22 protein-coding genes are annotated in these 24524 nt (G+C 61.8%); 3 read left to right on the forward strand and 19 right to left on the reverse strand.

The genetic code is table 11. The features are described 5' to 3' along the window. Nucleotides 1-4: 4 nt before the first annotated feature. The 3 genes from BM174_RS01425 to BM174_RS01435 all read right to left on the reverse strand — a co-directional run bounded on the left by BM174_RS01425 (nt 5) and on the right by BM174_RS01435 (nt 2744). Entirely contained in the window at nt 5-709 is a 705-nt protein-coding gene (locus tag BM174_RS01425) for an ABC transporter ATP-binding protein (RefSeq protein ID WP_093922033.1), read from the reverse strand. Beyond that, entirely contained in the window at nt 706-1473 is a 768-nt protein-coding gene (locus BM174_RS01430) for an ABC transporter ATP-binding protein (RefSeq protein WP_093922034.1), read from the reverse strand. Before BM174_RS01430 ends, BM174_RS01425 begins: the two co-directional genes overlap by 4 nt. Before the next feature lie 68 nt (nt 1474-1541). Beyond that, nucleotides 1542-2744: a substrate-binding domain-containing protein gene (locus BM174_RS01435; protein ID WP_093922035.1), complete on the reverse strand. Its 1203-nt coding sequence runs from the start codon at nt 2742-2744 to the stop codon at nt 1542-1544. Between the two features lie 98 nt (nt 2745-2842). Between BM174_RS01435 and BM174_RS01440 the strand changes: the two genes are divergently transcribed. After that, nucleotides 2843-3454, forward strand: a complete 612-nt coding sequence (locus BM174_RS01440) for a LuxR C-terminal-related transcriptional regulator (RefSeq protein WP_425442308.1) — start codon at nt 2843-2845, stop codon at nt 3452-3454. A gap of 26 nt (nt 3455-3480) precedes the next feature. Here BM174_RS01440 and cueR read toward each other — a convergent pair whose 3' ends face one another. The 8 genes from cueR to BM174_RS01480 form a co-directional block, all read right to left on the reverse strand. Continuing rightward, entirely contained in the window at nt 3481-3927 is a 447-nt protein-coding gene (gene cueR / locus BM174_RS01445; RefSeq protein WP_093922036.1) for a Cu(I)-responsive transcriptional regulator, read from the reverse strand. A gap of 10 nt (nt 3928-3937) precedes the next feature. Then, entirely contained in the window at nt 3938-6463 is a 2526-nt protein-coding gene (locus BM174_RS01450; RefSeq protein WP_093922037.1) for a heavy metal translocating P-type ATPase, read from the reverse strand. A gap of 221 nt (nt 6464-6684) precedes the next feature. Then, the gene (locus BM174_RS01455) at nt 6685-7650 is read right to left on the reverse strand and encodes a DNA topoisomerase IB (RefSeq protein ID WP_093922038.1); all 966 of its coding nucleotides are present in this window, start codon (nt 7648-7650) and stop codon (nt 6685-6687) included. A gap of 6 nt (nt 7651-7656) precedes the next feature. Continuing rightward, nucleotides 7657-7869 (reverse strand): hypervirulence associated TUDOR domain-containing protein, encoded by a 213-nt coding sequence (locus BM174_RS01460; RefSeq protein ID WP_093922039.1) that lies wholly within the window; start codon nt 7867-7869, stop codon nt 7657-7659. A 94-nt stretch (nt 7870-7963) separates the two neighbouring features. Next, nucleotides 7964-8758, reverse strand: a complete 795-nt coding sequence (locus BM174_RS01465; protein ID WP_093922040.1) for an ABC transporter permease — start codon at nt 8756-8758, stop codon at nt 7964-7966. Then, nucleotides 8751-9518: an ABC transporter ATP-binding protein gene (locus BM174_RS01470; RefSeq protein ID WP_093922041.1), complete on the reverse strand. Its 768-nt coding sequence runs from the start codon at nt 9516-9518 to the stop codon at nt 8751-8753. Before BM174_RS01470 ends, BM174_RS01465 begins: the two co-directional genes overlap by 8 nt. A gap of 116 nt (nt 9519-9634) precedes the next feature. Continuing rightward, nucleotides 9635-10654: an ABC transporter substrate-binding protein gene (locus BM174_RS01475; protein ID WP_093922042.1), complete on the reverse strand. Its 1020-nt coding sequence runs from the start codon at nt 10652-10654 to the stop codon at nt 9635-9637. A gap of 127 nt (nt 10655-10781) precedes the next feature. Then, nucleotides 10782-11780 (reverse strand): PAS domain-containing protein, encoded by a 999-nt coding sequence (locus BM174_RS01480; protein WP_245766232.1) that lies wholly within the window; start codon nt 11778-11780, stop codon nt 10782-10784. 201 nt (nt 11781-11981) lie between these two features. On the opposite strand from BM174_RS01480, the gene BM174_RS01485 reads away from it, so the two are divergent. Both BM174_RS01485 and rpe read left to right on the forward strand, forming a co-directional pair. Beyond that, nucleotides 11982-15194, forward strand: a complete 3213-nt coding sequence (locus BM174_RS01485; protein WP_093922043.1) for a 2Fe-2S iron-sulfur cluster-binding protein — start codon at nt 11982-11984, stop codon at nt 15192-15194. A 112-nt stretch (nt 15195-15306) separates the two neighbouring features. Next, nucleotides 15307-15996: a ribulose-phosphate 3-epimerase gene (gene rpe, locus BM174_RS01490; RefSeq protein WP_093922044.1), complete on the forward strand. Its 690-nt coding sequence runs from the start codon at nt 15307-15309 to the stop codon at nt 15994-15996. A gap of 68 nt (nt 15997-16064) precedes the next feature. Here rpe and BM174_RS01495 read toward each other — a convergent pair whose 3' ends face one another. From BM174_RS01495 to BM174_RS01530, 8 genes are read right to left on the reverse strand one after another with little or no spacing between them, the layout of a single operon-like run. Beyond that, nucleotides 16065-17555: a class I adenylate-forming enzyme family protein gene (locus BM174_RS01495; RefSeq protein WP_093922045.1), complete on the reverse strand. Its 1491-nt coding sequence runs from the start codon at nt 17553-17555 to the stop codon at nt 16065-16067. Beyond that, nucleotides 17555-17746, reverse strand: coding sequence for a hypothetical protein (locus tag BM174_RS01500; protein WP_093922046.1), 192 nt, complete (start codon nt 17744-17746; stop codon nt 17555-17557). Before BM174_RS01500 ends, BM174_RS01495 begins: the two co-directional genes overlap by 1 nt. Beyond that, complete coding sequence (locus BM174_RS01505) at nt 17746-18516, reverse strand: oxepin-CoA hydrolase, alternative type (RefSeq protein WP_093922047.1); 771 nt, start codon at nt 18514-18516, stop codon at nt 17746-17748. Before BM174_RS01505 ends, BM174_RS01500 begins: the two co-directional genes overlap by 1 nt. Further along, complete coding sequence (locus BM174_RS01510; RefSeq protein WP_177209385.1) at nt 18513-18920, reverse strand: PaaI family thioesterase; 408 nt, start codon at nt 18918-18920, stop codon at nt 18513-18515. Before BM174_RS01510 ends, BM174_RS01505 begins: the two co-directional genes overlap by 4 nt. Then, the gene (locus BM174_RS01515; protein WP_093922049.1) at nt 18901-20034 is read right to left on the reverse strand and encodes an acyl-CoA dehydrogenase family protein; all 1134 of its coding nucleotides are present in this window, start codon (nt 20032-20034) and stop codon (nt 18901-18903) included. The genes BM174_RS01510 and BM174_RS01515 overlap by 20 nt, the downstream gene beginning before the upstream one ends. Beyond that, on the reverse strand, nt 20031-21230 hold the full coding sequence (locus tag BM174_RS01520; RefSeq protein ID WP_093922050.1) for an acyl-CoA dehydrogenase family protein: 1200 nt from the start codon (nt 21228-21230) through the stop codon (nt 20031-20033). The genes BM174_RS01515 and BM174_RS01520 overlap by 4 nt, the downstream gene beginning before the upstream one ends. Nucleotides 21231-21243: 13 nt before the next feature. Beyond that, entirely contained in the window at nt 21244-22419 is a 1176-nt protein-coding gene (locus BM174_RS01525) for an acetyl-CoA C-acyltransferase (RefSeq protein WP_093922051.1), read from the reverse strand. After that, the gene (locus tag BM174_RS01530) at nt 22416-24509 is read right to left on the reverse strand and encodes a 3-hydroxyacyl-CoA dehydrogenase NAD-binding domain-containing protein (protein ID WP_093922052.1); all 2094 of its coding nucleotides are present in this window, start codon (nt 24507-24509) and stop codon (nt 22416-22418) included. Before BM174_RS01530 ends, BM174_RS01525 begins: the two co-directional genes overlap by 4 nt. Nucleotides 24510-24524 lie beyond the last annotated feature (15 nt).

The raw sequence follows: 24524 nt of genomic DNA on the forward strand, positions 1-24524 counted from the left end.
CCCCTCATGCCGACAGGCTCAGTAGCTTGTTCTGCAAGGCTTTGTCGGCGGCAAAATCTGCCATTGCGCCGCTGTGGACGACGCGGCCATCCTCGATCACCGCCATGTTGCTGCCGATGCTGCGGGCGAAGTGAAAGTTCTGTTCGACCAGCAAAATCGTGGCGCTCTGCGATATTTCGCGAAAGGCATCGGCCATGGCGGCCACTATTGACGGGGCCAGCCCCTTGGTCGGCTCGTCGATCAAGATCAGTGCCCGCGGCTCGATAATCGCGCGGGCGACGGCGAGCATCTGCTTTTGCCCGCCCGACAGGCTCCAAGCCTGTTTGGTCCAGAATTTCTCCAGTGCCGGAAACAAAGCATAGATGTTTTTCAGCCGCGCAGGATCAAACTTGCCCTTGGCGGTGGCGAGCACGAGGTTTTCCTCAACGGTCAGTCTGCCAAATATCCCCATATTCTCGGGCACATAGGCGATGCCACGCCGCGCAATATCTGCCGTGTGAAGCCCCGTAATATCCTCCCCCTGAAACCGAACCGAGCCTGGTGTCGGCTGCCACAGTTTCATGATGGAGCGCAGCGTCGTGGTCTTGCCGGCACCGTTGCGGCCAAGCAGGACAAAGACGCCGCCCTCGGGCACTTCGAACGTAATGTCATGCAACACCGCATATTTGCCGATGTCGGTTTTCATCGCCGTGACGGTCAACACGCTCATGCGGTTTCCTCCGTCGCGCCGCCAAGATAGACATCGCGCACCACGTCGCTGGCCATCACCGTACCCGGCGCGCCATCGGCAAGCAGTTCGCCGTTATGCAGCACGATGATCCGGTCGGCCAGGGCGCGGACGACCTCCATCTTGTGCTCGACCAGCAGCACGGTTTTGCTGCGGTCCGCCTTGATGCCGGCGATTAACTCCAGCACATCGGGCGCGTGGTCCAGCGACATGCCTGCGGTAGGTTCATCGAACATATAGATGTCAGGCTCCATCGCCATCAGCAGCGCCACCTCCAGCTTGCGTTGGTCGCCGTGCGGCAGGGCCGAGGCGAGTTGGTGCGCCAGCTTGGTGAGGCGGGTTTTCTCCAGATAATATTCGGCTTTCGCCGTCAGCGCGGTGAAGGAAGCAGCGGGGCGGAAGATCCGCCAGCTATCAGCCGAGCGGGCCTGCACGGCGAGCCGGATATTCTCCAGCACTGTGAGTTGCGGGAAGAGGTTGGTCAGCTGAAACGCCCGCCCTACCCCGTGATGCACACGGGTCGAGGGCGACATGCGGGTGATGTCGGTGGCACCCTTAGAGACGCTGCCGGAGGTCGGCATCAACTGGCCGGAAATCAGATTGAAGTAAGTCGTCTTGCCTGCCCCGTTCGGGCCAACGATCACCGTCAACTCTCCGGGATGAAAGGCGCAAGACACCTGATTGACGGCGACATGACCCCCGAAGCGGATGGTCAGGTCCCGCGTGACGAGCGAGGGTTCAGACATGGGAAATACGGGTCCTGAAAGGTCGGGCCAGCGCAACGATGCGCGCTGGCCGTCTGCCGGAGGGCGGCTTACTTGCTGTTGTCACGACCGATAGGGATATCCATCTCGTCGGCTTCGATGATGCGCACCAGTTCAGGGATCGCCCAGTCGACATTGTCATCGACCTTGATCTTGAAGTGTACCATGGATTGCAGCGCCTGATGGTCCTCGGGGCGGAAGGTCATCGTGCCTTTGGGGGTCTCCCAGGACATGCCTTCCATCGCGGTGATCAGCGATTCAGTATCAAGGGTTTCGGCTGTTTCCAACGCCTTGACCACGGCCAATGCGGCAGACATGCCACCAGCCGTGAAGAAGTCAGGCGGGCCGTCGAAACGCTCCTGATGGGTCTTCACCAGCCAGTCGTTCACCGGATTGTCGTAGGCCTCATAGTAGTAATACATAGCACCTTCCATTCCGGGGAAACGCTTGTAGGTGGGCAGCACCGGCAGGATATGCCCGCCCATCGAGATTTCGATACCAAAGCGGCTGGGGTCCAGTGCTTGGATTTTGCCCGGCGCATCGCCGCCACCCGCGATATAGACCAGGATAACCTTGCGGCCTTCTTTGTCCTTGAGTGCGTTGAACATCCGTTCGGCGGCAGCGGTGAAATCTGCGGTGCCTTGGGGGACGTATTCTTCGGTCACGACGGTCGCACCGGTGCCGTCCAGCGCGGATTTGAACGCGGCGATACCGTCTTTGCCAAAGGCGTAATCTTCGGCAATCGTGGCGACGAAGAGGTTCTCGTCAGGTTGCAAGGCAATGGCCTGCGCCTGCATGTCCATCGACGAGTTGCGCGAGGTTTTAAACACATAGCGGTTGCTGTCCGGCCCGGTCAGGCTGTCGGCCACCGCGGGTTCGATCATCAGAATTTTCTCATATTCCTCAGCAATCGGCAGCATGCTCAGCGCCACACCCGAAGACGTTGGCCCCACGGCCAGAAGCACATCATCGTCGCCATAGGCTTCGGCCAATACCGCGCGGGCCACGTCGGGCTTGAACTGCGTATCCTTGATGATCAGCTCGATCTGGCGGCCCTTGACGGTGTTGCTGCCACCCGTCGCATATTCGATGCCAAGCTCGAAACCGGTCTGCGCCTGTTTTGAGAAGGCTTCAAAGCTGCTGCCGGACAGGCCGTGCACCAGCGCGATCTTGATGGGGTCTTCGGCAAACGCGGCGGAAGCGAGTGTCATAGCACCGGCTATCGCGCCCGCGAGGCGGATCAATGTCTTCATGGTGTCCTCCCAGACCGGGGTTCCACTGCGAGTTGCACAGCACGTCCCCTACGTTTAATCAGTAGCTCAATGATCGCGAATTCGAGGATTCAAACAAGATCGTGGAAATACGTACTCAAGACAGCTTTCGCGACGGCGCTTTTGCAGAGCTTGCCTTTATGCATGCGCCGGTCGGGCTGGTGGTCACTGAAAGCCGCTTGATCCGCGAATGCAATAACGCCTTTGCGCGGATGTTCGGCTATACCCCTGACGCCCTTCGGAGCCAAATGTTTTCAGTGCTTTACCCCTCGGACGAGGAGTTTGTGAACATCCGCGATCGGGGCGTCAAACAGTTGCGCGAAACCAATACCTATTGGGACGAGCGCATCATGGCGCGCAAGGATGGCAAGCTGTTCTGGTGCCGTGTGCGGGGTCACTCCTTCACCCCGGAGAGTCCGCTGGACCGCGCGGTCTGGAGCTTTGCCGACTTGTCGGACACCCGCCCCTACCTGCCGCTGACCCGCCGCGAGCGCGAAATCCTCAGCCATCTGTCAGACGGGCTGACCAGCAAGGAAATCGCGCTGCAGCTTGATCTGTCGCATCGCACGGTCGAGGTGTACCGCGCCAAGCTTTTGAAGAAATTCAACGTCGCCAATACCAGCGGGTTGTTTCACGCCCTGGGCGGCATAGACAGCAGCCATGTCGCCTCTAACAGTAGCAACAAAAGTTAGCGACATCGCCAAAGGGCGGAACGGACCTACCGCCGCCGCGCGACCCGCGCTTGAGGCTCTACCTCGAGCGGCGTTGCAACCTTTGCCGCGTCGCCGCCCAAAGTATCAAGGATTGGACAATCTGGGCGCGCGTCACCCGAACAGTCATGCATCAGCCGCGAAAGCGTGTCGCGCATCGCCTCAAGGTCAGCAATCTTGGCCTCGATCTTGACCAGTTGTTCCCCCGCCACCGCACGGACATCGGCGCTGGCACGTTCCTGATCGCCCCAAAGTTCAAGCAGGCTGCGGCACTGTTTTATGGTGAACCCCAAGGCCCGCGCCCGCGCCACAAACGACAGCCGGTGCATATCGCTTTCGCCAAATACGCGGTAGCCATTAGTGTCACGGGCGGGCGTCACCAACCCTATGTCTTCGTAATAGCGGATGGTCTTGGCTGGCAGGCCGGACCGGTCGGCAACATCTCCGATTTGCATATCAGTTCTCCTATTCTGCTGGTGTCGGCTGTGGGGCCGGCATCGCGCCGGTGCGGGGGGCCGCACCGGATTTTGGCGTTACGGGGGCCGCGACACGGCGCAGCCGCAGCGCGTTGGTCAGCACGAATACGCTCGAAAGCGCCATCGCGCCTGCCGCCAGCATCGGCGACAGCATCACCCCAAAGAACGGATAGAGCGCGCCCGCCGCGACGGGGATCAGCAGCACGTTATAGCCAAAGGCCCATACGAGGTTCTGGCGGATGTTCCCCATGGTGCGGCGGCTGATTTCAAAGGCGGCAACCACGCCGCTGGTCGCACCCGACATCAGCACCACATCGGCCGCCTCAATTGCCACGTCAGTGCCGGTGCCAATCGCGATCCCGACATCGGCAGTCGCCAAAGCGGGCGCGTCATTGATGCCGTCACCGACAAAGGCCAGCATCTTGCCGCCTGCTTTGAGACTGTTGACCGCAGCGACTTTGCCCTCGGGCAATACTTCGGCAACCACATGGTCGATGCCCAGCTCGGCGGCGATGGTTTCGGCGGTGGCTTTGGTATCGCCGGTAATCATCGCGACCTTTACGCCCATCTTGTGCAATGCCGCGACCGCCTCTGCGGCCTCGGCACGCACCGGATCAGCGACCGACATCACCCCGGCCATCTGGCCATCAACGGCAATGAACAGCGGCGTTTGCCCCGCCTTGCCAAAGCTGGTGTGGCGTTCGGCAAAGGCACCCATATCGATACCATCGCGGGTCATTAGCCGCGCTGCACCGATCAGTACCTCGCGCCCGTCGACCTTTGCGCGCAGCCCGTAGCCGGTGATCGTGTCAAAGTCAGTTACCTCTGCCAAGGTCAGCCCGTCCCGCTCCGCACGGTTCAGCACTGCTTGGGCAATAGGATGCTCTGATTGCGCCTCGACCGATGCTGCCAGCCGCAGCAACTCAGCCGCGTCAAAGCCACTGGCGACTTCGATCTGGTTGAGCACGGGGCGACCTTCGGTCAGGGTGCCGGTCTTGTCGAAGGCAACCACATCAACGCCCTGCAACGACTGCAAAGCATCACCTTGGCGGAACAGAACGCCCAGCTCGGCGGCCCGCCCCGTACCCACCATGATCGAGGTCGGTGTGGCCAACCCCATCGCACAGGGGCAGGCGATGATCAGCACGGCAACACCGGCCACCAATGCATTGCCCAAGGCCGGATCAGGCCCGAAAATCAGCCAGACCACCACGGCCATGACCGCCACTGCAATCACTGCAGGGACAAACCACAGGGTCACGCGGTTCACCACGTCCGAGATTGGCAGCTTGGTGCCTTGCGCGGTTTCAACCATGCGGATGATCTGCGCCAGCATTGTGTCCTCGCCGACATGGGTGGCGCGGTATTGCAACGCGCCAGTACCATTGACCGTGCTGCCCACAACGCGGTCGCCGGCCTGCTTTTGCACAGGCATCGGCTCGCCAGTGATCATGCTTTCGTCGATCCATGTATCGCCAGTCACGACCTCGCCATCGACCGCGACCTTTTCACCGGGACGCAAGTGGATGACATCGCCTGCGACGATTTCCTCCACCGGAAGTTCCACGATCTCCCCCCCACGCACGACACGCGCAGTTTTGGCCCGCAGGCCCACCAAACGGGCGATGGCCTGACCGGTGCGGCCTTTTGCCCGCGCCTCCAACCAGCGGCCCAGCAAGATCAGCGTGACGATCACCGCTGCGGCCTCAAAATACACATCCGCCGCGCCTGCGGGGAGCAGACTTGGCGCAAATAGCGCCACCACGGAAAATAGCCATGCCGCCGAGGTGCCGATTGCCACTAACGCGTTCATATCCGGCGCGCCTTTCAGCAGCGCCGGGACGCCAAGCATGAAAAACTGTCGGCCCGGCCCCGCAAGCACCACGGTGGTCAGCACAAACTGGATCATCCAGTTGGCCTGCATCCCGATGGTCTGGCTGATCCAGTGATGGAAGGCGGGGATCAGGTGACCGCCCATTGCCAGAACGACCACAGGCGCGGTCAGCACCGCCGCAAGCAAGGTCGCACGGCGCAGGCGCTGGCGCTCTTCTTCCTTGCGGTCGGCGCGGGTGTCTGTGGCTGTGGCCGAACTTTCTTGCACAGTCAGCGGATATCCTGCGGCCTCAGCAGCACGGGTCACATCGGCGACCGATGCAACACCAGACAGCACCTCCACCATGACAGATTCGCTGGGCAGGTTCACGTTGACATCGACCACACCCGGTACGGCGCGCAGAGCTTTCTCGACCCGCCCGACACAGGAGCCGCAGCTCATGTTCGCCACTGTAAAACGCAGCTCGCGGGTCACAACGTGATACCCTGTCTGCGTGATCGCCGCCACCGCCGCGCCAAGCTGGGCAGGGTCATCAAGCGCGACCTGCGCGGTTTCATTGGCGAGGTTCACACTAGCCTCGCGCACACCATCAACGGCCGTGAGCGCACGCTCGACCCGTCCGACGCACGACGCGCAGCTCATGCCTTCGACATCTAATTGATAGCTTGATTGATCGCTCATGATACCACCTCCGGTCATGTCATTGGTTACAACATGGGGTGTCCAGTCACTGGAAGGTCAAGAGGTTAGTTGAAAAATCTTTCTGCGCCTCCGGAAGGCGCTTTGAAAGCAGACGAAATAAAGTGCTGGAAGCAAAGGGCCGCGCGTTTTAGGCGCGTTCCCGTTCCGTGCCAGCATGGGGTTGGACAGGCCCGCTTCTGCAAAACGGTGCTTCAAAACACCTACAGGTCCTCCAGAAAGCTCAACATCCGCCCCTCGGTGGCCAGCAGCCCAGATGGTGCGGTATTGTCGATGTCCAGCTCCTCGGTGCCTGCGAGCCCGATCACCTCAGGGTGAATATAGCTGTTACGCGCAATGGTAGGCGTATTGCCCAGACGTTCGGCAGCGGCCTCGGACATCGCCTTGATCGTCGATGCACCCTTCTCCGCGACCCCAAAGGCAGCCAGCGTACCGGTCCATGTCCTGAAGGTCTTGGCGGTGATGCCCTCCTGTCCCGCCGCATCGACGATATAGGCGTTAAGCGCGTTGGAACTTAGCGTGCAGGGGGTGCCGTCCTCGCCGGTCCAACTCAAGACCTCGGCGCCGGGAAGGTCTGCAATGCGGTGCAAAATGCGCGCCAGTGTCTTGTCGTTCATCTGTCGCCGCACCATCTTTCCGGCCTTGGCTTTGTATTTCAGGCGGATCGTATCCCCCTCCAGCCGCACATGTCGGTTCCGCAGGGTCAGGGCACCATAGCTGCAATTCTCACGCGCGTAGCCGACATTGCCAACGCGCATCGCGGTCCGGTCAATCAAAGCCACGGCGCTGGCCAGCGCAAAGTCACGCTCGCCGACCTCGCCCTTGAGATCGCGCTGCACCCGTCGCCGGATGCGCGGCAGGGCATGGCCGAAATCAACCAGTCCGGCAAACTTGGTTTCCGCCTGCGCAGCGGCCCATTCGGGGTGATAGCGGTATTGCTTACGCGCCCGCGCATCGCGACCCGTGGCTTGCAGATGGCCGTTATCGACCGGACACATCCAGACATCTTCATAGGCCGGTGGGACTGCCAGCGCCTCCAACCGCGCACGTTCAGCACCGCGTGCGATGGTGGTACCGTCGGGCGCTATATAGCTGAACCCGCGCCCGCGGCGTTGGCGCAGGATGCCCGGACGGTCATCGGTAAAATAGATCAGATCGGCGGGCATCATCGCGGCTCAAGCCTCGCGCACTTCAGAGGACAGCTTGAGCACACCGGCCCCGTCCTCCTGTTCGATATAAAGCGCCGGATTGTCGGCCGATCCGTTGCGGGTGATCTCGCTGCCTTTCAGGGTGCGGGTTACCTTGTGGTCATAGGTATTTTGCACCCTGCCGGTTCCGGTGCCCTTGCCCCAGTCCCATTCGACCCTGTCGCCTTCGGAATATGCCATCGCGCCGGACCTTGCGTTGTTCAATCAATCGAACAACCCGACAAGGGGCGCGACGGTTCCATTTACGGTTACGGCGTGCTCGTCCCTACGCGGCTTAAACCCGCCAGCGCAGCACCCGACGCTCGACCGCCGCAATCGCGGCAGAGACGAGGACGCCCATCACCGACAGGATCACCACACCCGCGAACAACCGCTCTAGGTCATAAAGGCTGCCCGCCTGCAAAATATACGCCCCAATGCCATATTCCGCGCCCAACATCTCGGCGGCGACTAGCAGGATAATCGCGATGGTCAACGAAATCCGCAGCCCCGACAGGATGCCCGGCATCGCGCCGGGCAAGACGATCTTCCACACGATCGAGCGCCATTTCAGACCAAAGCTTTGCCCCATGCGGATCAGCGTCCGGTCCACATTATCCACCGCCGCATAGGTCGCCACCACGGTCGGGGTAAAAGTACCAAAAGCGATCAGGGCATATTTGCTCATCTCGTCGATGCCAAACCAGATCACGAACAGCGGCAGTAGCGCGATCTTTGGGATCGGGAACAGCGCCGCGACCAAGGGTACAAGCCCCGCCCGCGCGAGGCTGAAAAGCCCGATCAGCAGGCCCACCGCGATGCCCGCGAGCGCGCCCATCGTCGCACCGACAGCCAGCCGCGAGAGCGAAGGCAGCAAATGCTTGAACAACAACCCCGACTCGTAAAGCTCCTTGAAGGTCAGCGCCACATCACTGGGCCGTGGCAGGGTCAGCGCCGAGATGACCCCCGTGCGCGTGCCCCATTCGGCCAGCAACACCAGCACAATAAACACCGTGATGCCGACACCGCGCTTGCGCCGTGCCACGAAACCACCGCCGCGAAAGCGGACTTCCAGTGCTGGCTCAGACATTCAAAAGCTCCGCATCTGCTGCTGCCGCCTCGTCGCGCATCAAGGCCCAGAGGTGTTGCTGCTGGGCTTCAAGCTCCGCATCACCATAAGCCCGCTCGGCCAGCGGGGTATTCAGCGTCACGATATCACGCACTTGTCCGGGACGGCGTGACAGCACCACGATCTTATGACCCAGCCGCACCGCTTCGGCGAGGTTGTGGGTCACGTAAACTGCCGTAAAGGGCTGGCGCGTCCATAGCCCGATCAGATCATCCATCAGCAACTCGCGTGTCTGGCTGTCGAGCGCGGAGAGCGGCTCGTCCATCAGCATTACAGCAGGGTTTACCGCCAAGGCGCGCGCGATCGCCACGCGCTGTTTCATCCCGCCAGAAAGCTGTTTGGGCAAGGCATCGGCAAATTCGCTCAGCTTGGTGCGGGCTAAAACGTCGGTGATGATCGCGTCGCGCGCAGCAGCACTCAGCCCGTGATCCTCCAGCACCAGCGCCAGATTGCCGCGCACCGTGCGCCATGGCAGCAAGGCGAAATCCTGAAAGATATAGGTCAGCGGGTTCAGGCAATCAGCGGGCGGCGTACCGATCTGCAAGACCTTGCCCGCAGTAGGTTGCTCCAACCCGCCCAGCATCCGCAGCAAGGTGGATTTGCCGCAGCCCGACGGCCCGACGATGCAGACAATCTGCCCCGAGGGGAAATCGAGCGTGATGTCGCGCAGCACTTCGGTAGCACCGTAGTGATGGCTGACGTGGTCAAGTTTCAGGTCCATGGCTGGCCTTTTGTCACGAGGTTTGGCGAGAAGCCAAAGTGCAAAACGCCCCCCTGATCAAAGGAGGGCGCCCGCCCAGCCCAAGCTGAGCTAGACATTCGAAAAACGAAAGTTGGTCAGACGCCCATGGTTTTGACGTAGGAGGTATCGACCAGCGTTTCCATTGTGATATCCGCGTCGACCAAACCTTCGGACTGGAACCAGCTCAGTTGATCGGCGACCGAGGCCACGTTCAACGCGGCCCCTTCGTTCAAACGCATGGTGCCGTTGATAATCGACTTGGCCGCCTTCTCGCGCGGCTGGTCGGCATAGACGTATTTGTGGATCAGATCGACCATCTCGGCTTCGGCCTCATCGCCGCCGGTCCGCTCGATCATCGCGGCATTATAATCCGCCACACCTTTGGAGAAACCGGCGATGAAATTCTGGGTCATCTCCTTTTCATCACTGGCGTTCTTGGCCGAGGTAAACACTGTCGTGACCTGATAGTCCGGCAGATATGTCGCCACGTCGCCAATGATGTGCACCGCACCCGACCCCGCCAGCGGTTTGGCGATATGCGGCACGATGGCCCAAGCGTCGATCTGTCCCGACTTCAGCGCGCCGATCACGGCACCAACCTTCTGCAACGGCTTGAAGCTCATCTCGATGCCTTCTGCCTGCGCCATTTTCGACCCCATGTAATGGAACGAAGAGCCCGCCTGCGTCATGCCAAAGCTTTTGCCGTCCAGCATCGACGGCGCGGTGACGCCTGCCTGAAATGCCGCATCGGAGACGAGAATTTTCTGCCCGTCGATGCCCGGTTCTTCCTGCAATCCGCCGCCGATTACCTTGACTGCGCCCTTTTGTGCCAAGGACACCAAGCCTCCCGAAATCGAAGTCACGGCATAGTCCACGTCGCCGCTAGCCACGGCGACGGCCATCGGCTGGGCGGCCTCGAAAAAGCGCAACTCGACGTCCAGCCCGGCATCGGCGAAATAGCCGCGTTCAACGGCGACAAAGCTGGCTGAGTGGCTGGTGAAGCGCAGTGCGCCAACGGTGATTTTGCGGTTCTGCGCCAGCGCGGGCGTGGCAAGGCCGACAGCCGTGGCTGCGCCGAGGGTCGCAATCGCCTGACGGCGGTTAAAAGTGGTCATTGGTTCTCTCCCCTGAAGTCGCGGCAAGAATGGTCGCCGCGCTGCCGCAAAGTCAAGCCGTTGAGCGCGGTGAAAGGGCCGGAGCCGAATCCCGCCAACACGGCAAACGATCTCGCAGCGCTGCTTGTCAGTCGGGGAAATCCGCCCGTGCGATCAGACCGGTGTCTTGCCAGTCGAACTCTATCGTGCCGCCCATTGCCGTCGCCAATTCGCTGATCATCCGCGAGCCACTGCGCCGCGACGAGCGTACCACCCGTGGCCCGCCCGCCTCTTCCCAGCGAAACGAGAAACCCGCCCCGCCGGTCGCTGTCCGGTTCTCCCAGTTCAAGGCGACGCGGCCCGTCGCACTGCTGAGCGCGCCGTGTTTCACCGAATTTGTCGCCAGCTCGTGCAGCCCCAAGGCCACAAAGGAGTTCAGCTTTCGCGGAATCATCGCTTCAGGGCCGGTCAAAGTAAATTGGTCCTGCCCTAGTGGCGCATAGGCCAGCAAAGTGGTTCGCGCCAACTCCCTCAGCCCCATTGCCTGACCTTCAGGCCGGTTGATGGTCTGCAAATGCGCATCACTCAAGGCCCGCAGACGACCTGCGACCTTAGTGCCAAAAGTGTAGGTGTCTTCCTCCTCGCGGGCGGTCAGCCGGATGATCACGGTCATCACATTGACAACATTACCAAGCCGGTGGATCAACTCGTCACTGGCCAGCTTGTGCGCCCGGTCTTCGGCATCGCGCGTTTCGGTCACATCAAGCTGCGAGCCAAAGCAATAGGTCATCTCTCCGGCGTCATCCAGAATGGGCCCGATCTGCAACGCGTTCACAAAGCGCGAGCCGTCCTTGCGGTAGTTGATGATTTCGACGGTTTCGACGCGCTGATCCTCGATCGCCTTACGCACCCGAAAGATGCTTTTTGGCGTCGTATCTGGCCCTTGCAGAAAGCGGCAGTTTTTACCGATCACCTCGGCTTCGCTATAGCCGGTCAGGTCGAGGAAAGCCGTATTTGCAAAGATAATCGGGTTGTCGGGCTGGTTGGGGTCGGTGATGCACAGCGGAATCCGCGCCATCCGGACCGCTTGCGCCATCGATCTGTCGCTCGTCAGGTCCCACCGTGCGGCACTGCTCTCTTCGTACAACGAGATCTCCTAGATCGCTCGACAATCCGCGGCTTGGGCCGCATGGGCCTTCGCCAGACGCTTCAACCTACAGCCCCCGTTCACGATTTGCAAAGCCCGCGGATTGTGGGCGCTGATCCGCATAGACGCGGGCGCTTGCCGCTACTGAAACACAGGCGTTTCTTTCTGGAACACCCCGCATAGTTGTGCCACCAATCGCCTATGAAAATATTCTCCGCCCGCACCCGCCCGGTCCACCTCGGCTCCTACCCGCTAGAGCGGCTCCGCCGTTTGGAAACCGCCGGTGCAACGGCCGATCTGTCGACCCTGCCCCTGCCGGAAATCAGCTTTGCCCGCCCCGAAGATCCGCAGAGCATCGTCAATGCGATGGGACCGTTTCAGGCGATGATGGATGTGTTGCGCGGTGGTAAATGCAACGCCGCTGGCGCCGATATTCCCGACGACCTTTCGGCCCGCGCCGATCACCTTAAGGCGTTCGGCTATTACAACGACGCCTCAATGATGGGAGTCTGTGCCCTGCCTGATGCGGCGCGTCTTGCCAGCCCACGGCGCAACCCCGATACCGACGCCCTGGCCCGCGATCTGCGCGAACGCCAGACCAAGACGCTGGCCGCTGGCGTTGACGTGATCATGGCCAACCTGCGCGAAGCGGCTAGCACGCCCGATGCCCCGCTTGGCGCCCATAGCCACGCCGTCGTGATCCTCACGGCCTACCCCCGCGACCCGCGCCGCGACGAGGCTGGAACCGATTGGATCAAGGACGCACAGGCCCAACGCGCCTGCCTGCGCGGTACAGAAAACGCGACTGTGCTGGCTGAATATATCCGTCAGCTTGGCTTTGATGCCCGCGCCCACAGCCTCACCACCACGGATATGCATCTGGGCCATCTGGCGGTGGCCGCAGGGCTGGCGGTTTGGGAAGACGGCGGATTGACGTCGCCTTGGATTGGCACGCGATTTGGCCTTGCCGTGGTCACCACGGATCTGCCGCTGGCCTCCGACCTGCCGCTGGCGCCCATGGCAGAGCAACCGTGGTCGGTGTTGAAAGGCCCGCATTGGCAGCTTGGCACCCACGGCGGTGTTTCGGCCCGGACCCACGACCCCTATGCCAACCGCGATTTTGCCGATGGCCCGCACCCGTTCGAGACCCTCAAGCGGGTCGACAATCCAACCACATATATCGATGCGCCCAATGTCCCCCGCGTGCCGAAACGCGCGGATATGTTCGCGCGTGCACAGTTCGGCGACATGGGCCCCAAGGTTCAGGACGCGATGAAAGGCGGACACCACATCATCAAATCCGCCCCCTCCGCCGCGCAACGCCGCCTGCTCGGCGCGCTGATCCTGCTGCAAGACGGCGAGATCGCCGAAGAAAAGCGCGAAAACCTCCCCGAAGCGAACGCTGCCAACCTCAAAGGGGCCTCCTACTTTCTCGGCTCGGATGCCTCCGGTATCTCGGCCTGCCCCGACTGGACGTGGTACAGCCACGACCCGACCGGCACCCCGATCACGCCACCGCACAACCAAGCGCTGAGCCTGATCATCGACCAAGGCTTTGACACGATGGAGGGGGCCTCGGGCGATGACTGGATCAGCGTCGCTCAATCGATGCGCGCCTATCTGCGCTTTGCCATCATCGGCGGGGTTCTGGCGCAGCATCTGCGCAACCTCGGCTACAGCGCTAAAGCCCACACAGTGATGGACGGCGACGTGCTGCAACCGCCACTTCTGCTGCTCAGCGGTTTGGGCGAGGTCAGCCGCATCGGCGAGGTGATCCTGAACCCTTTCCTCGGCCCGCGCCTCAAATCCGGCGTCGTGACGACGACCCTGCCCGTATTCCACGACAAGCCCATCGACTTCGGTCTGCAAAAATTCTGCGAAAGCTGCAACAAATGCGCGCGTGAATGCCCGTCCGGCGCAATCACCGCTGGCCCGAAAACCATGTTCAACGGCTATGAGATCTGGAAATCCGACAGCCAGAAATGCGCCACCTACCGGATCACCAACCAAGGCGGTGCCATGTGTGGCCGCTGCATGAAGACCTGCCCGTGGAACCTTGAAGGTCTGTTCGCCGAAGCGCCGTTCCGTTGGGCCGCGACTCATATCCCCGCTGCCGCACCGCTGCTGGCCAAGCTCGACGACAAACTCGGCAAGGGCGGCCTCAATCCGGTTAAGAAATGGTGGTGGGACCTTGAGATGAAGCGCGAGACCGGGCGGTTCACCCTGCCCGCCGCCCCCGTCAACGCGCGGGACCTGCAGCCCGAGCTTGACCTGCAATTCAAAGATCAGACCCTCGCGGTTTACCCCGCGCCGCTGGCACCGCACCCTTGGCCCTACCCCGACCCGATGAACCGCGAAGCAGGGATCAAGGCCCACGCCGCCCTGCTCAGCGCCGATGAGCACCGCCGCCGCACTGCCGCGGGCGAAACCGCACATTTGCACCTTTATGCCACGGGCGATGATACCCCCGTGCTCGACCTGCGCATTACCGGTGCGGAGAAGCTAAGCGATGGCGTCACCTCATATGATTTCGCCCATCCACAAGGCCATGACCTGCCCGCATGGACCGCAGGCGCGCACCTTGATCTGGTGGTGGCGCCGGAATACCTGCGCCCCTATTCGCTGCTTGGTGACCCCGCCGACCGCAGCCGCTACCGTATTGCTGTGCTGCGCGAGGACACAGGGCGCGGCGGCTCCGCCATGCTGCACCGTATTTTCACCACGGGCCGCCGCGTGTTTGTCTCCAAACCCGTCAACCATTTCGAGCTGGTCGAGGATGCAGCCCATACCCTGCTGATGGGTGGCGGCATCGGCATCACCCCGATGATCGCCTTCGCCCACCGCCTGCACCACTTGGGCAAACGCTTCGACCTGCACTATTCCGCGCCGCGCCGCGACACCGCCGCCTTTGCCGATATTCTTGGCCAAATGACATGGGCATCCCGAGTCCACCTACATATCTCCGCCGAGGACACCCGCATCGATCTGCCCCGCGTCATGGCAAATGCCCCCGAAGGCGCCCACGTCTATACCTGCGGACCAGACGCCTATATGCAAGCCGCGATCACCACCGCGACCGAGGCTGGCATCCCCGAAGATCGACGGCATCTGGAGTATTTCTCCACCCCCGAGGTACCGGATTACATCAACCACCGCTTCACCCTGCGCCTCGCCTCTGGCCGCGAGATCGCGGTGCCCGCAGATCAGTCAGCCGCCGACGCCTTGATCGCGGCGGGTATCGCGGTCGACCTCAAATGTAGCGATGGTATCTGTGGCGTCTGTAAATGCGGGCTGCGCAGCGGCGAAGTCGAACACCGCGACTTCGTCCTCTCCGCCAAACAACGCGAAACCGCGCTGATCCTGTGCCAGTCCCGCGCCGCCGCTCCGGGTGGCCTGTTGGAGATCGACCTTTAGGCCACTCCGCCGAGGCTTTGTTTGGCCGTAAAAAATTCCCGCGGCGCGTCCCGCTCTTTCAACCCGCGTCGCGGCTCGCTATATCGCGCTCAAACAACCCATGAGGCCCGCCATGCCATTTGACCGCTCCATCAAAATCGCCCCGTCGATACTCGCCGCCGATTTTGCCAACTTCGGTGCCGAATGCGCCGCTATTGAGGCCCAAGGCGCCGATTGGGTGCATGTAGATGTGATGGACGGCCACTTCGTCCCGAACCTCAGCTTTGGCCCTGCCACCTGTGCCGCGATCCGCCCGCACATCAAAGGTGTGATGGACGTGCACCTGATGATCTCGCCAGTAGATCCCTATATCGATGCCTTCGCGGCTGCCGGTGCGGATATCCTGACCGCCCATGTCGAGGCTGGCCCTCACATCCACCGCACCTTGCAAGCGATCCGCGCGGCGGGCTGCAAGGCCGGTGTCGCGCTGAACCCCGGCACGCCAGCCGAGGCAGTGGCCCATCTGCTCGATCTGACAGACCTGATCTGTGTGATGACCGTGAACCCCGGCTTCGGCGGCCAGAAGTTCATCGACATGTCCGACAAAATCAAAGCCCTGCGCGCGATGATCGGCGACCGTCCAGTGCATATCGAAATTGACGGCGGCGTTGATGCAAACACCGCGCCCTCGGTTGCTGCCGCAGGCGCCGATGTGCTGGTCGCAGGCTCTGCCGTATTCAAAGGCGGCTCGGTCAGCGACCCCGCACCTTACGGCGAAAACATCCGCGCGATTCGCGCTGCTGCCGAAGGCACATGGACCTAACATAAACCCGCCCCGTTTTCACAACGGGGCGGGTTTTTTCTTCGCGATGCCGAAGGCGCGGTGAGCCGCTAGTCCAGTTGATCGGCAAAAGCCGAAAGTAACCGGTGCTTTAAAATCTTCCCGGTCGGCGCGGCGGGCAATTCGGTCGCCAGAACGATCCGCGCGGGCCGCTTATATCCCGCAAGCCGCTCCGCCACAAAAGCCCGCAACTCCTCAACAGAAACAGTATCACCTTTGGCGATCTGCACAAAAGCCAGCACCTGTTCGTCGCCGCCATGCATCCGGCCAATTACCGCGGACTGGATCACCTGCGGATGATCGTTCAACGCCGCCTCGACTTCGGGCGGATAGACGTTGAAACCGCCGTGGATAATCAACTCCTTCGAGCGGCCCAGAATGTGCAGATTGCCCTGCGCATCAATCCGGCCCAGATCGCCGGTGCGCAGCCAGCCGTCGGCGTCCACAGCACGGGCGGTTTCTTCGGGGTTGCGATAATAGCCGCGCATGATGTGGCCGCCACGGGTCAGTACCTCGCCTGACCCCTCGCTGCCCCCCGGCACGCTGTCGTCAATCTTGATCTCCACACCCGGCAAGGCCGGGCCGGTCGAGGTATCCTCGGTGCCCAAAGGATTGCGCGTCGCACAGACACCGGCGGTGGTTTCGGTCATGCCATACCCGTTTTGCAATCCGACCCCGTAAAAAGCCTCAGCCTTGCGTTTCCACGCGGGGTCCAGCGGCGCCGCCCCCGAAGAAACATAGCGCAGCCTTGCGGAGCCCAGCGAGACCAGCCCCTGCTCTTTGGTATATTGCATTAGCAGTGCGTGCATCTGCGGCACCGCTGAAAGCAGCGTCACCCCGTCCTGCAAGGCGGTGAAAAGCCCCGCCGCCGAGAAGCGCGCCTCCAGCCGCACGGCCGCACCCGCATAGCAAGCTGCCGTCACCACCGAGGCCAATCCGAAGACATGGGTAATCGGCAACACGCCATAGATCAGGTCATCCGGCGTCATGCTGCGCAGATTGGCCGAGGCCATACCGCCAAAGCGCACGTTGTCGTGGGTCAGCATCACACCTTTGGGATCGCCTGTGGTGCCTGTTGTGTAAAGCAGCACCGCCACACCGGCGAGGTCCGGGTCTGGCGCGCTTTCGAACTGTGCGACATGTACCGCACCAAACGCGCCCGAAACCACCTCGGCGCCCATCCGGCCGGCGTGATTTGCCGCATCACTGCTGACAGCAGTGGTAAAGATCATCACCGCAGGTTTCGCGTGATCGACGATCCGTTGTACCTCACTCGCGGTCTGGCGCGCGTTGACCGGCAAGACCACCGCGTCCATCTTCCAGCAGGCAAACAGCATCGCCACCGCGCTTGCGCAATTCTCCGACAGCATCATCACCCGATCGCCGCGCCGCACGCCTGCCTCGGTGAGCATCCTTGCTGCATCTTCGGCAGCGAGGTTCAACTCGGCATAGCTCCACGCTGTGCCGATGCTGTCGCTAAGGGCGGGCGCATAGGGGCGTGTGGCCACCTGCGTGTTCAGAAATTCTTCGACCCGTGCCACTATTCCGCTGCCTCCCGCATTTGCGTCATATTCCCCAATCGGCCCTGCGCCGTTGCGGCCTTCAATTCAATCCGCGCGGCCGCATTGGCCCGATCATTCGGCACCAGCCCTGGTCGCGTCAGGACGTGAGCCCCGAAAGGCAGCCCGCCCCACATCTGCTGCGCCTTGCCGATCCCGGTGCCCGAATGCATCAGCGGTACTCGGCCTTGCGCTTTTCAAGGAAGGCAGCGATGCCTTCGGCGGCCTCGTCCGCGCCTGCGGCATGAGCCATCGCGTCCCGCTCGGCGTCAAGCTGTTCAAGCTCGGTCGCCTCATAGGCATTTGCCACCAGCGTCCGGATGGCGCCTTGTGCGGCTCGCGGACCAGACGCCAAAGTATCGGCCAGAACCAGTGCTTCCTCCAGCGCCTTGCCCACGCGGGTGACACGGTTGATCGCGCCCAGTTCGGCGAAGCGTTTCGCCATGACCGGACGGCCCAGCAGGCACATCTCCATCGACAAGGGGCGTGGCAACAGCCGTGACAGCGCCGAGGTCAGCCCCGCGTCAGGCACCAGCCCCGCCTTGACGTAGGCGGCGGTAAACTGTGCTTCTTCGGACGCCACAACCATGTCACAGGCCAAGGCCAGCGACAGCCCTGCGCCAGCCGCTCCGCCTTCGACGGCAGCAATTACCGGCACCGGGCAGGCGCGGATCGACCGCACCAGATCATGCAGGCCATCAACCTTGGCACGGCGCTCCGGCTCGCTCAGATTGCGCCGTTCGATCAGCACGTTCAAGTCTCCACCGGCGCAGAAAAACTTGCCTTCGGAGGTGATGATCACCGCCCGAATGCGGGTCTCGCTGGCTTTTGCCATCGCCTCGGAAATTGCCTCATAAAGCTCGGGCGTCAACGCGCCGCGCTTTTCGGCATTGCCGTTCCAGATGATCAGCCGATCTCCGCAATCTTCAACCCGTGCGCTCATGTCGCGTTCCTTTTGAAAACGCCCTGCGCGGTGGATAGGATGCGGCCCTCTGCATCCACCATCTGCGCCTCGGCATAGACAATCTTGTAACCGCCGCCCGTCACGCGACCCGTGACCGTCACGCGGCCCTCCGAAGCCGAGGCGACAAAATTAGTGGCCAGAGAAAGCGTCATAACCTGCACGATTTCCCCTTCTCCCGCCAGTTTGCGGGAGGCCGCGAAACCGCCAGCGGCGTCCAGCATCATCGCATGGATGCCGCCGTGCAAAGTGCCGTTGCGGTTCAAATGCTTCGGAGCGATCTCGAGCGATACGGCAGAGGTGCCTGCCGGATCGCTCAGATCGATACTATAACCTACAAGCTTTTCCGCCCCGCTCTGGGGGGCTTCATGCGGCGGATAGGGCAATGAAACGCTCCAGATGGTGGTCGGTATCGCCAAAGCGGTGGTCGGCCATGACAATACGTTTGGCGATATGGGCCAGTTCGTATTCCTGCGTCATGGCAATGCCGCCGTGCATCTGGATCGCGTCTTCGGCAACCATACGGCCCGCACGGCCCAGCAGGTTTTTCGCCGCCGCAACATGCAGATCGCGCTGTCTGTCGTCGCCTTCCAGATGCCCCGCCGCGTTGATCACGGCAGAGCGTGCCTGCTCCAGCTCGATCAGCAGGTCGGACATGCGGTGCGCCAGCGCCTGAAAGGTGCCGATGGGACGCCCGAACTGCTTGCGCGTCATCAGGTATTCCTTGGTCAGCGCCGTGGCGGTTTCCATGGCACCCAAAGTCTCGGCGCACAGAGCGACATTGGCGATGGCGACCCGCGCTTCGATGGCGCTGGCCGCTTTGCCTGCAGCGCCCAATCGGGCAGAGGCCAGAATGCTGACGTCATCAAGCGTGACCTCAGCCGCACGACCACCCGCCAGCAGCGCATAGCCCTGAATGGTCAGGCCCTTGGCATCGGCAGGCACGAGGAACAGCGAAATCCCCTCCGCATCACCTGCGTCACCGCTTTCGCGGGCCGAGACGACGAGCATATCGGCGGCTTCGGCATTGACGACGACAGCCTTGCGCCCGTTGAGCACGATATTGTCGCCATCGGCTTTGGCCGAGGTTTGAACGCGGTTCAGGTCATAGCGACTGGTGGGTTCGCCATGGGCGAAAGCCATTTGCAGGGTGCCAGCGATGATCTCTTCGACATGCGCCTGCTGTGCCTCGGTGCCCAGGTCAGCGATCAAGCCGCCTGCTAGAACGGCGGTATCGAGGAAGGGTTCGACCACGCCAGCGCGGCCTAACTCTTCGAACACGGTGGTGAGGTCGAAACCTGCGCCACCAAAGCCACCCTGATCTTCGGTGAACAGCGCGCCGATCACCCCAAGCTCTGCCAGACCCTGCCAGATTTCGGTGGAAAGACCGGAATCGCTTTCAAGGATCTTGTTGCGAGTCGCGGTGTCGTATTTGTCGCGCAGAAAGCGCCGCAGGCTGTCCTGCAACATCTGGCGTTCTTCTGTCAGGTCAAAATTCATTTGCCACCTCCCATCGTCACTTTGGCGATGATGCCGCGCTGGATTTCATTGGACCCGCCAAAGATCGACAGCTTGCGATTGTTAAAATACTGCGCCGCCACTGGACCGGCAGAATGCGGATCAGGCAGGGCTTCGTTGCTACCCTCGACCGCCTCGGAGGCGAAGGGCATCGCGTAGACACCTGCCGCACGCCGCGCCAGATCGTTGATTTCCTGACGGATAATCGTGCCTTTGACCTTGATCATCGAGGACTCGACCCCCGGTGCAGCACCGGCCGCCGCCTTGGAGATGATCCGCAGGTTGGTGGTCGACATTGCCATCAAGTCAATCTCGGCCTTGGCCACCCGTGCCGCGAAATGCGGGTTCTCGATCAACGGACGACCGCCCGACATTTCGGCCCGCGCAATGCGCTTCACCGCAGTCAGACCAGCCCGCGAGAAACCGACGCCCGCGATATTGGTGCGCTCGTGGGTCAGCAGATATTTGGCGTAGGTCCAGCCTTTGTTCTCTTCGCCCACAAGGTTCTCGACCGGCACTTTGACGTCCGTGAACCAGACCTCGTTGACCTCGGCTCCGCCATCGAGCAGCACGATCGGGCGTACTTCGATGCCCGGTGTGTCCATGTCGATCAGCAGGAAAGAGATGCCTTCTTGTTGCTTCACGTCCTTGTCTGTCCGCACGAGGCAGAAAATCATATTGGCGTGTTGGCCCAGTGTCGTCCATGTCTTCTGACCGTTGACGATGTAGTGGTCGCCCTCGCGCACAGCCATGGTTTTGAGCGAGGCAAGATCGGATCCGGCCCCCGGCTCGGAGTAGCCCTGACACCACCAGTCCTCACCCGACAGGATGCGCGGCAACCAGTAATCCTGCTGCGATTTCGAGCCGAATTTCTGCAACACTGGTGCCAGCATCGACAGGCCAAACGGCACGGTACGCGGCGCGTAATGGGCGGCGGCCTCTTCTTCAAAGATATGGCGCTGAACGGCATTCCACTCGGCACCGCCAAACTGCTTGGGCCAGTTCGGCGCCAACCAGCCTTGGGCGTTCAGGATCGCATGCCAGCGTTCCTGACCTTCTTTGCCCAGCTCTTCGCCCTTGCGGATGGTCTCGGCCATCTCCTTGGGCAGTTTCTCATCCAGAAAAGCGCGGACTTCCTCGCGGAAGGCCTTTTCTTCGTCACTATAGCTCAGGTCCATCAGATGATCCCCTTTAGTAAATTTCAAACAGGCCAGCAGCACCCATGCCGCCGCCGATGCACATGCTGACCACGCCCAGCTTCGCGCCGCGCCGCTTGCCTTCAAGCAGCAGGTGGCCGGTCATCCGTGCGCCGGTCATACCGAACGGGTGACCAATGGCGATGGAGCCGCCGTTGACGTTGTATTTCTCGGGATCGATGCCCAGCGTATCGCGCGAATAGAGGCACTGTGAGGCAAAGGCTTCGTTCAATTCCCACAGGTCGATGTCATCGACCGTCAGCCCGTGGCGTTTAAGCAAACGTGGCACCGCATAGATCGGGCCGATGCCCATCTCGTCTGGCTCGCAACCCGCGACGGCAAAGCCTTTGAAGGCGCCCAGCGGCGTCAGGCCTGCTTTCTCGGCTTCCTTACTGTCCATCACCACTACGGCTGCGGCGCCGTCCGACAACTGGCTGGCATTACCTGCGGTGACAAAGTTGCCCTCGCCGCGCACCGGCTGCAGGCCCGCGAGCCCCTCCATTGTGGTGGTCGGGCGGTTGCATTCATCGCGGGTGACGGTGACCTCATGGGTGGAGATTTCCTTGGTCTCCTTGTCCTGCACGCCCATTACCGTTTGCATCGGCACGATTTCATTGTCGAACTTGCCGCTTTCTTGGGCGGCGGCGATCAGCTGCTGGCTGCGCAGGGAATATTCGTCCTGATACTCGCGGCTGAGGTTGTAGCGTTTGGCCACCACATCGGCGGTTTCGATCATCGACATATAGATGTCGGGCATATGCTCTTCGAGCCACGGATCACGGACCGCTTTAGCGTGGGGCTGCACCATCGAGATGCTCTCAACGCCACCTGCGACCATCGGGCCTGCGCCCTCCATGCAGATCGCGTTGGCGGCCATGGCGATGGTTTGCAGACCGGAGGAGCAGAAACGGTTGACGGTGACACCCGAGGCCGTGACCGGCAGGCCCGCACGCAGGGCGATCTGGCGCGCGATGTTCTGGCCGGTAGCGCCTTCGGGGGTGGCGCAACCCATGATCACGTCTTCGATCAGCGCGGGGTCAATGCCAGCGCGCTCAACAGCGTGTTTCACCGCATGGCCACCCATTGAGGCGCCATGGGTCATGTTGAAAGAGCCCCGAAAGCTTTTGGCCAGTCCGGTGCGGGCGGTGGAGACAATAACAGCTTGTTTCATTTCGCGGCTTCCTTGTTCAGATCATCAAAGGTGCGGCCTTCGGCCACCAGTTTCGTCAGCAGGGGGGCGGGTTGCCAGAACCATGCATCCTCCTGCGCGTAGGTTTCGATATCGGAGAGCACGGCACCAAGGCCCTGCAGATCGGCCCATTTCATCGGCCCGCCCCAATAGCGCGGAAAGCCGTAGCCAAAGACCAGCGTCATATCGACGTCGAGCGGGCGTTTGGCGATGCCCTCGCCCACCACTTTGGCGGCTTCGTTGACCATCGCAGACATATAGCGGCGCACGATTTCTGCGTCGGTGAAGGCACGCGGCGTAATGCCGAGCGCTGTCTGCTCCTCTTCGATCAGGCGGGTGATCGCGGGGTTTGGCACACCGCCGCGCTTGCCTTTTTCGTAAATGTAATAGCCCTGTCCGGTCTTCTGGCCGAAATGGCCCTGTTCGCACAGACGATCAATATAGGTCGGCACCCGCTCATCCGCGTGGCGTGTCGGCGCTTTGCGCTTGCGGGTCATCCAGCCGATGTCGAGACCGGCCAGATCGGCCACAGCAAAGGGGCCCATGGCAAAGCCGAATTTCTCCAGCGCGGCATCAATTTGATAGGGTGTCGCCCCGTCCAGCACCATGTGATCCGCCGCTGTACGATAGGTCGCGAGGATACGGTTGCCGATGAACCCGTCGCAAACACCCGCACGGACCGAGGTTTTGCCCAGAGCTTTGCCCAAGGCAAAACCGGTCGCGACCACATCAGCGGCGGTTTTATCGGCCACGACAACTTCGAGCAATTTCATCACATGCGCGGGCGAGAAGAAGTGCAGCCCGATCACATCCGCAGGGCGCGAGGTGCTGTCGGCGATTTCATTCACGTCGAGGTAGGAGGTATTGGTCGCCAACACACAGCCCGGTTTGCAGACTGCATCGAGCTTGCCAAAGACGTCTTTCTTAACGTCCATATCCTCGAACACCGCTTCGACGACCAGATCAACCGATGCAAGGCTGTCGTAGTTGGTCGACACGGTCAGCGCGACGGTGGTGAGCGCGTCGAACTTCTGCTGGGTGATCTTGCCACGCTTCACCGCGCCAGAGAGATTCCCCGCGATCCGCTCATGCGCAGCGGCAGCAGCCTCGTCCTTCATCTCGATCAACACGACTTCGAAGCCCGCCAGCACGGCGGCAGTGGCGATGCCCGCACCCATGGTGCCGCCACCAATGACGCCGATGGATTGCAAGGCGCGCGGCTCTACCCCCTTAAGCTCCGGCAAGTTGCCCACTGCGCGTTCGGAGAAGAACGCATGAATCATGCCTTCGCGCTGGTCGGTCTTCATCAGGTCCATGAACATCTGGCGCTCGGTCTTCATGCCCTCCTCGAAGGACTGTTCGACACTGGCCTGCACAGCGCGCACCGCTTGGGCGGGGCTGATCTGGCCACGGCCCTTTTTCAGCGTGGCGTCATAAGCCGCGTGCCAGTCAATTGCTTGCGGGCTTGGCATTTCGCTGACTGCACGGCGGCTGGCACCCTCGTCGAGCAAGCTGCGTGTATAGGCCAGACCGACGGCTTCGGGATCGCCCTCTTCAACCTTGTCGATAATGCCCATCTCAAGCGCTTCTGGCGCTTTGATATGGCGGCCCGTGGTGATTGCGTCGAGTGCTTTTTCCACCCCGATGAGGCGTGGCAGACGCTGGGTCGCCCCGGCACCGGGGATCAGGCCAAGGTGCACTTCGGGCAGGCCAACGCGCGACGACGGCTGGGCGATGCGGTAATGCGCCGCCAGCGCCACCTCAAGCCCGCCCCCGAGCGAGACACCATGCATGGAGCCAACAACGAGCAGTGGCGAGGCTTCAATGCGGTTACAAACGTCGGGCAACCACGGCGCTTGCGGGGTCTTGCCAAATTCGGTGATATCAGCGCCTGCGATAAAGGCGCGGCCTTCGCCGACGATCAGAACGGCCCGCACGCCGCTATCGGCTTCGGCCTGATCCATGCCCGCCATCAGCCCCTGACGTACCGCAAGGCTCAGCGCATTGACGGGCGGGTTCTGGATGGTCAGCACGGCGATATCGTCGTGACGGGAATAGGCTACGTTGCTCATATCGGTCTCCTCGAC

The sequence above is a fragment of the Sulfitobacter brevis genome, from assembly GCF_900112755.1.
GTDB classification, from domain to species: Bacteria; Pseudomonadota; Alphaproteobacteria; order Rhodobacterales; family Rhodobacteraceae; genus Sulfitobacter; species Sulfitobacter brevis.

What these genes read in the sequence shown, in the direction of transcription:
- BM174_RS01450 (WP_093922037.1), bottom strand. Translation starts at nt 6,463, where the DNA reads ATGAGCGATCAATCAAGCTATCAATTAGATGTCGAAGGCATGAGCTGC.
- BM174_RS01455 (WP_093922038.1), bottom strand. Translation starts at nt 7,650, where the DNA reads ATGATGCCCGCCGATCTGATCTATTTTACCGATGACCGTCCGGGCATC.
- BM174_RS01500 (WP_093922046.1), bottom strand. Translation starts at nt 17,746, where the DNA reads ATGCATTCGGGCACCGGGATCGGCAAGGCGCAGCAGATGTGGGGCGGG.
- BM174_RS01460 (WP_093922039.1), bottom strand. Translation starts at nt 7,869, where the DNA reads ATGGCATATTCCGAAGGCGACAGGGTCGAATGGGACTGGGGCAAGGGC.
- BM174_RS01470 (WP_093922041.1), bottom strand. Translation starts at nt 9,518, where the DNA reads ATGGACCTGAAACTTGACCACGTCAGCCATCACTACGGTGCTACCGAA.
- cueR (WP_093922036.1), bottom strand. Translation starts at nt 3,927, where the DNA reads ATGCAAATCGGAGATGTTGCCGACCGGTCCGGCCTGCCAGCCAAGACC.
- BM174_RS01465 (WP_093922040.1), bottom strand. Translation starts at nt 8,758, where the DNA reads ATGTCTGAGCCAGCACTGGAAGTCCGCTTTCGCGGCGGTGGTTTCGTG.
- BM174_RS01430 (WP_093922034.1), bottom strand. Translation starts at nt 1,473, where the DNA reads ATGTCTGAACCCTCGCTCGTCACGCGGGACCTGACCATCCGCTTCGGG.
- BM174_RS01505 (WP_093922047.1), bottom strand. Translation starts at nt 18,516, where the DNA reads ATGAGCGCACGGGTTGAAGATTGCGGAGATCGGCTGATCATCTGGAAC.
- BM174_RS01425 (WP_093922033.1), bottom strand. Translation starts at nt 709, where the DNA reads ATGAGCGTGTTGACCGTCACGGCGATGAAAACCGACATCGGCAAATAT.
- BM174_RS01520 (WP_093922050.1), bottom strand. Translation starts at nt 21,230, where the DNA reads ATGGACCTGAGCTATAGTGACGAAGAAAAGGCCTTCCGCGAGGAAGTC.
- BM174_RS01525 (WP_093922051.1), bottom strand. Translation starts at nt 22,419, where the DNA reads ATGAAACAAGCTGTTATTGTCTCCACCGCCCGCACCGGACTGGCCAAA.
- BM174_RS01515 (WP_093922049.1), bottom strand. Translation starts at nt 20,034, where the DNA reads ATGAATTTTGACCTGACAGAAGAACGCCAGATGTTGCAGGACAGCCTG.
- BM174_RS01485 (WP_093922043.1), top strand. Translation starts at nt 11,982, where the DNA reads ATGAAAATATTCTCCGCCCGCACCCGCCCGGTCCACCTCGGCTCCTAC.
- rpe (WP_093922044.1), top strand. Translation starts at nt 15,307, where the DNA reads ATGCCATTTGACCGCTCCATCAAAATCGCCCCGTCGATACTCGCCGCC.
- BM174_RS01435 (WP_093922035.1), bottom strand. Translation starts at nt 2,744, where the DNA reads ATGAAGACATTGATCCGCCTCGCGGGCGCGATAGCCGGTGCTATGACA.
- BM174_RS01475 (WP_093922042.1), bottom strand. Translation starts at nt 10,654, where the DNA reads ATGACCACTTTTAACCGCCGTCAGGCGATTGCGACCCTCGGCGCAGCC.
- BM174_RS01530 (WP_093922052.1), bottom strand. Translation starts at nt 24,509, where the DNA reads ATGAGCAACGTAGCCTATTCCCGTCACGACGATATCGCCGTGCTGACC.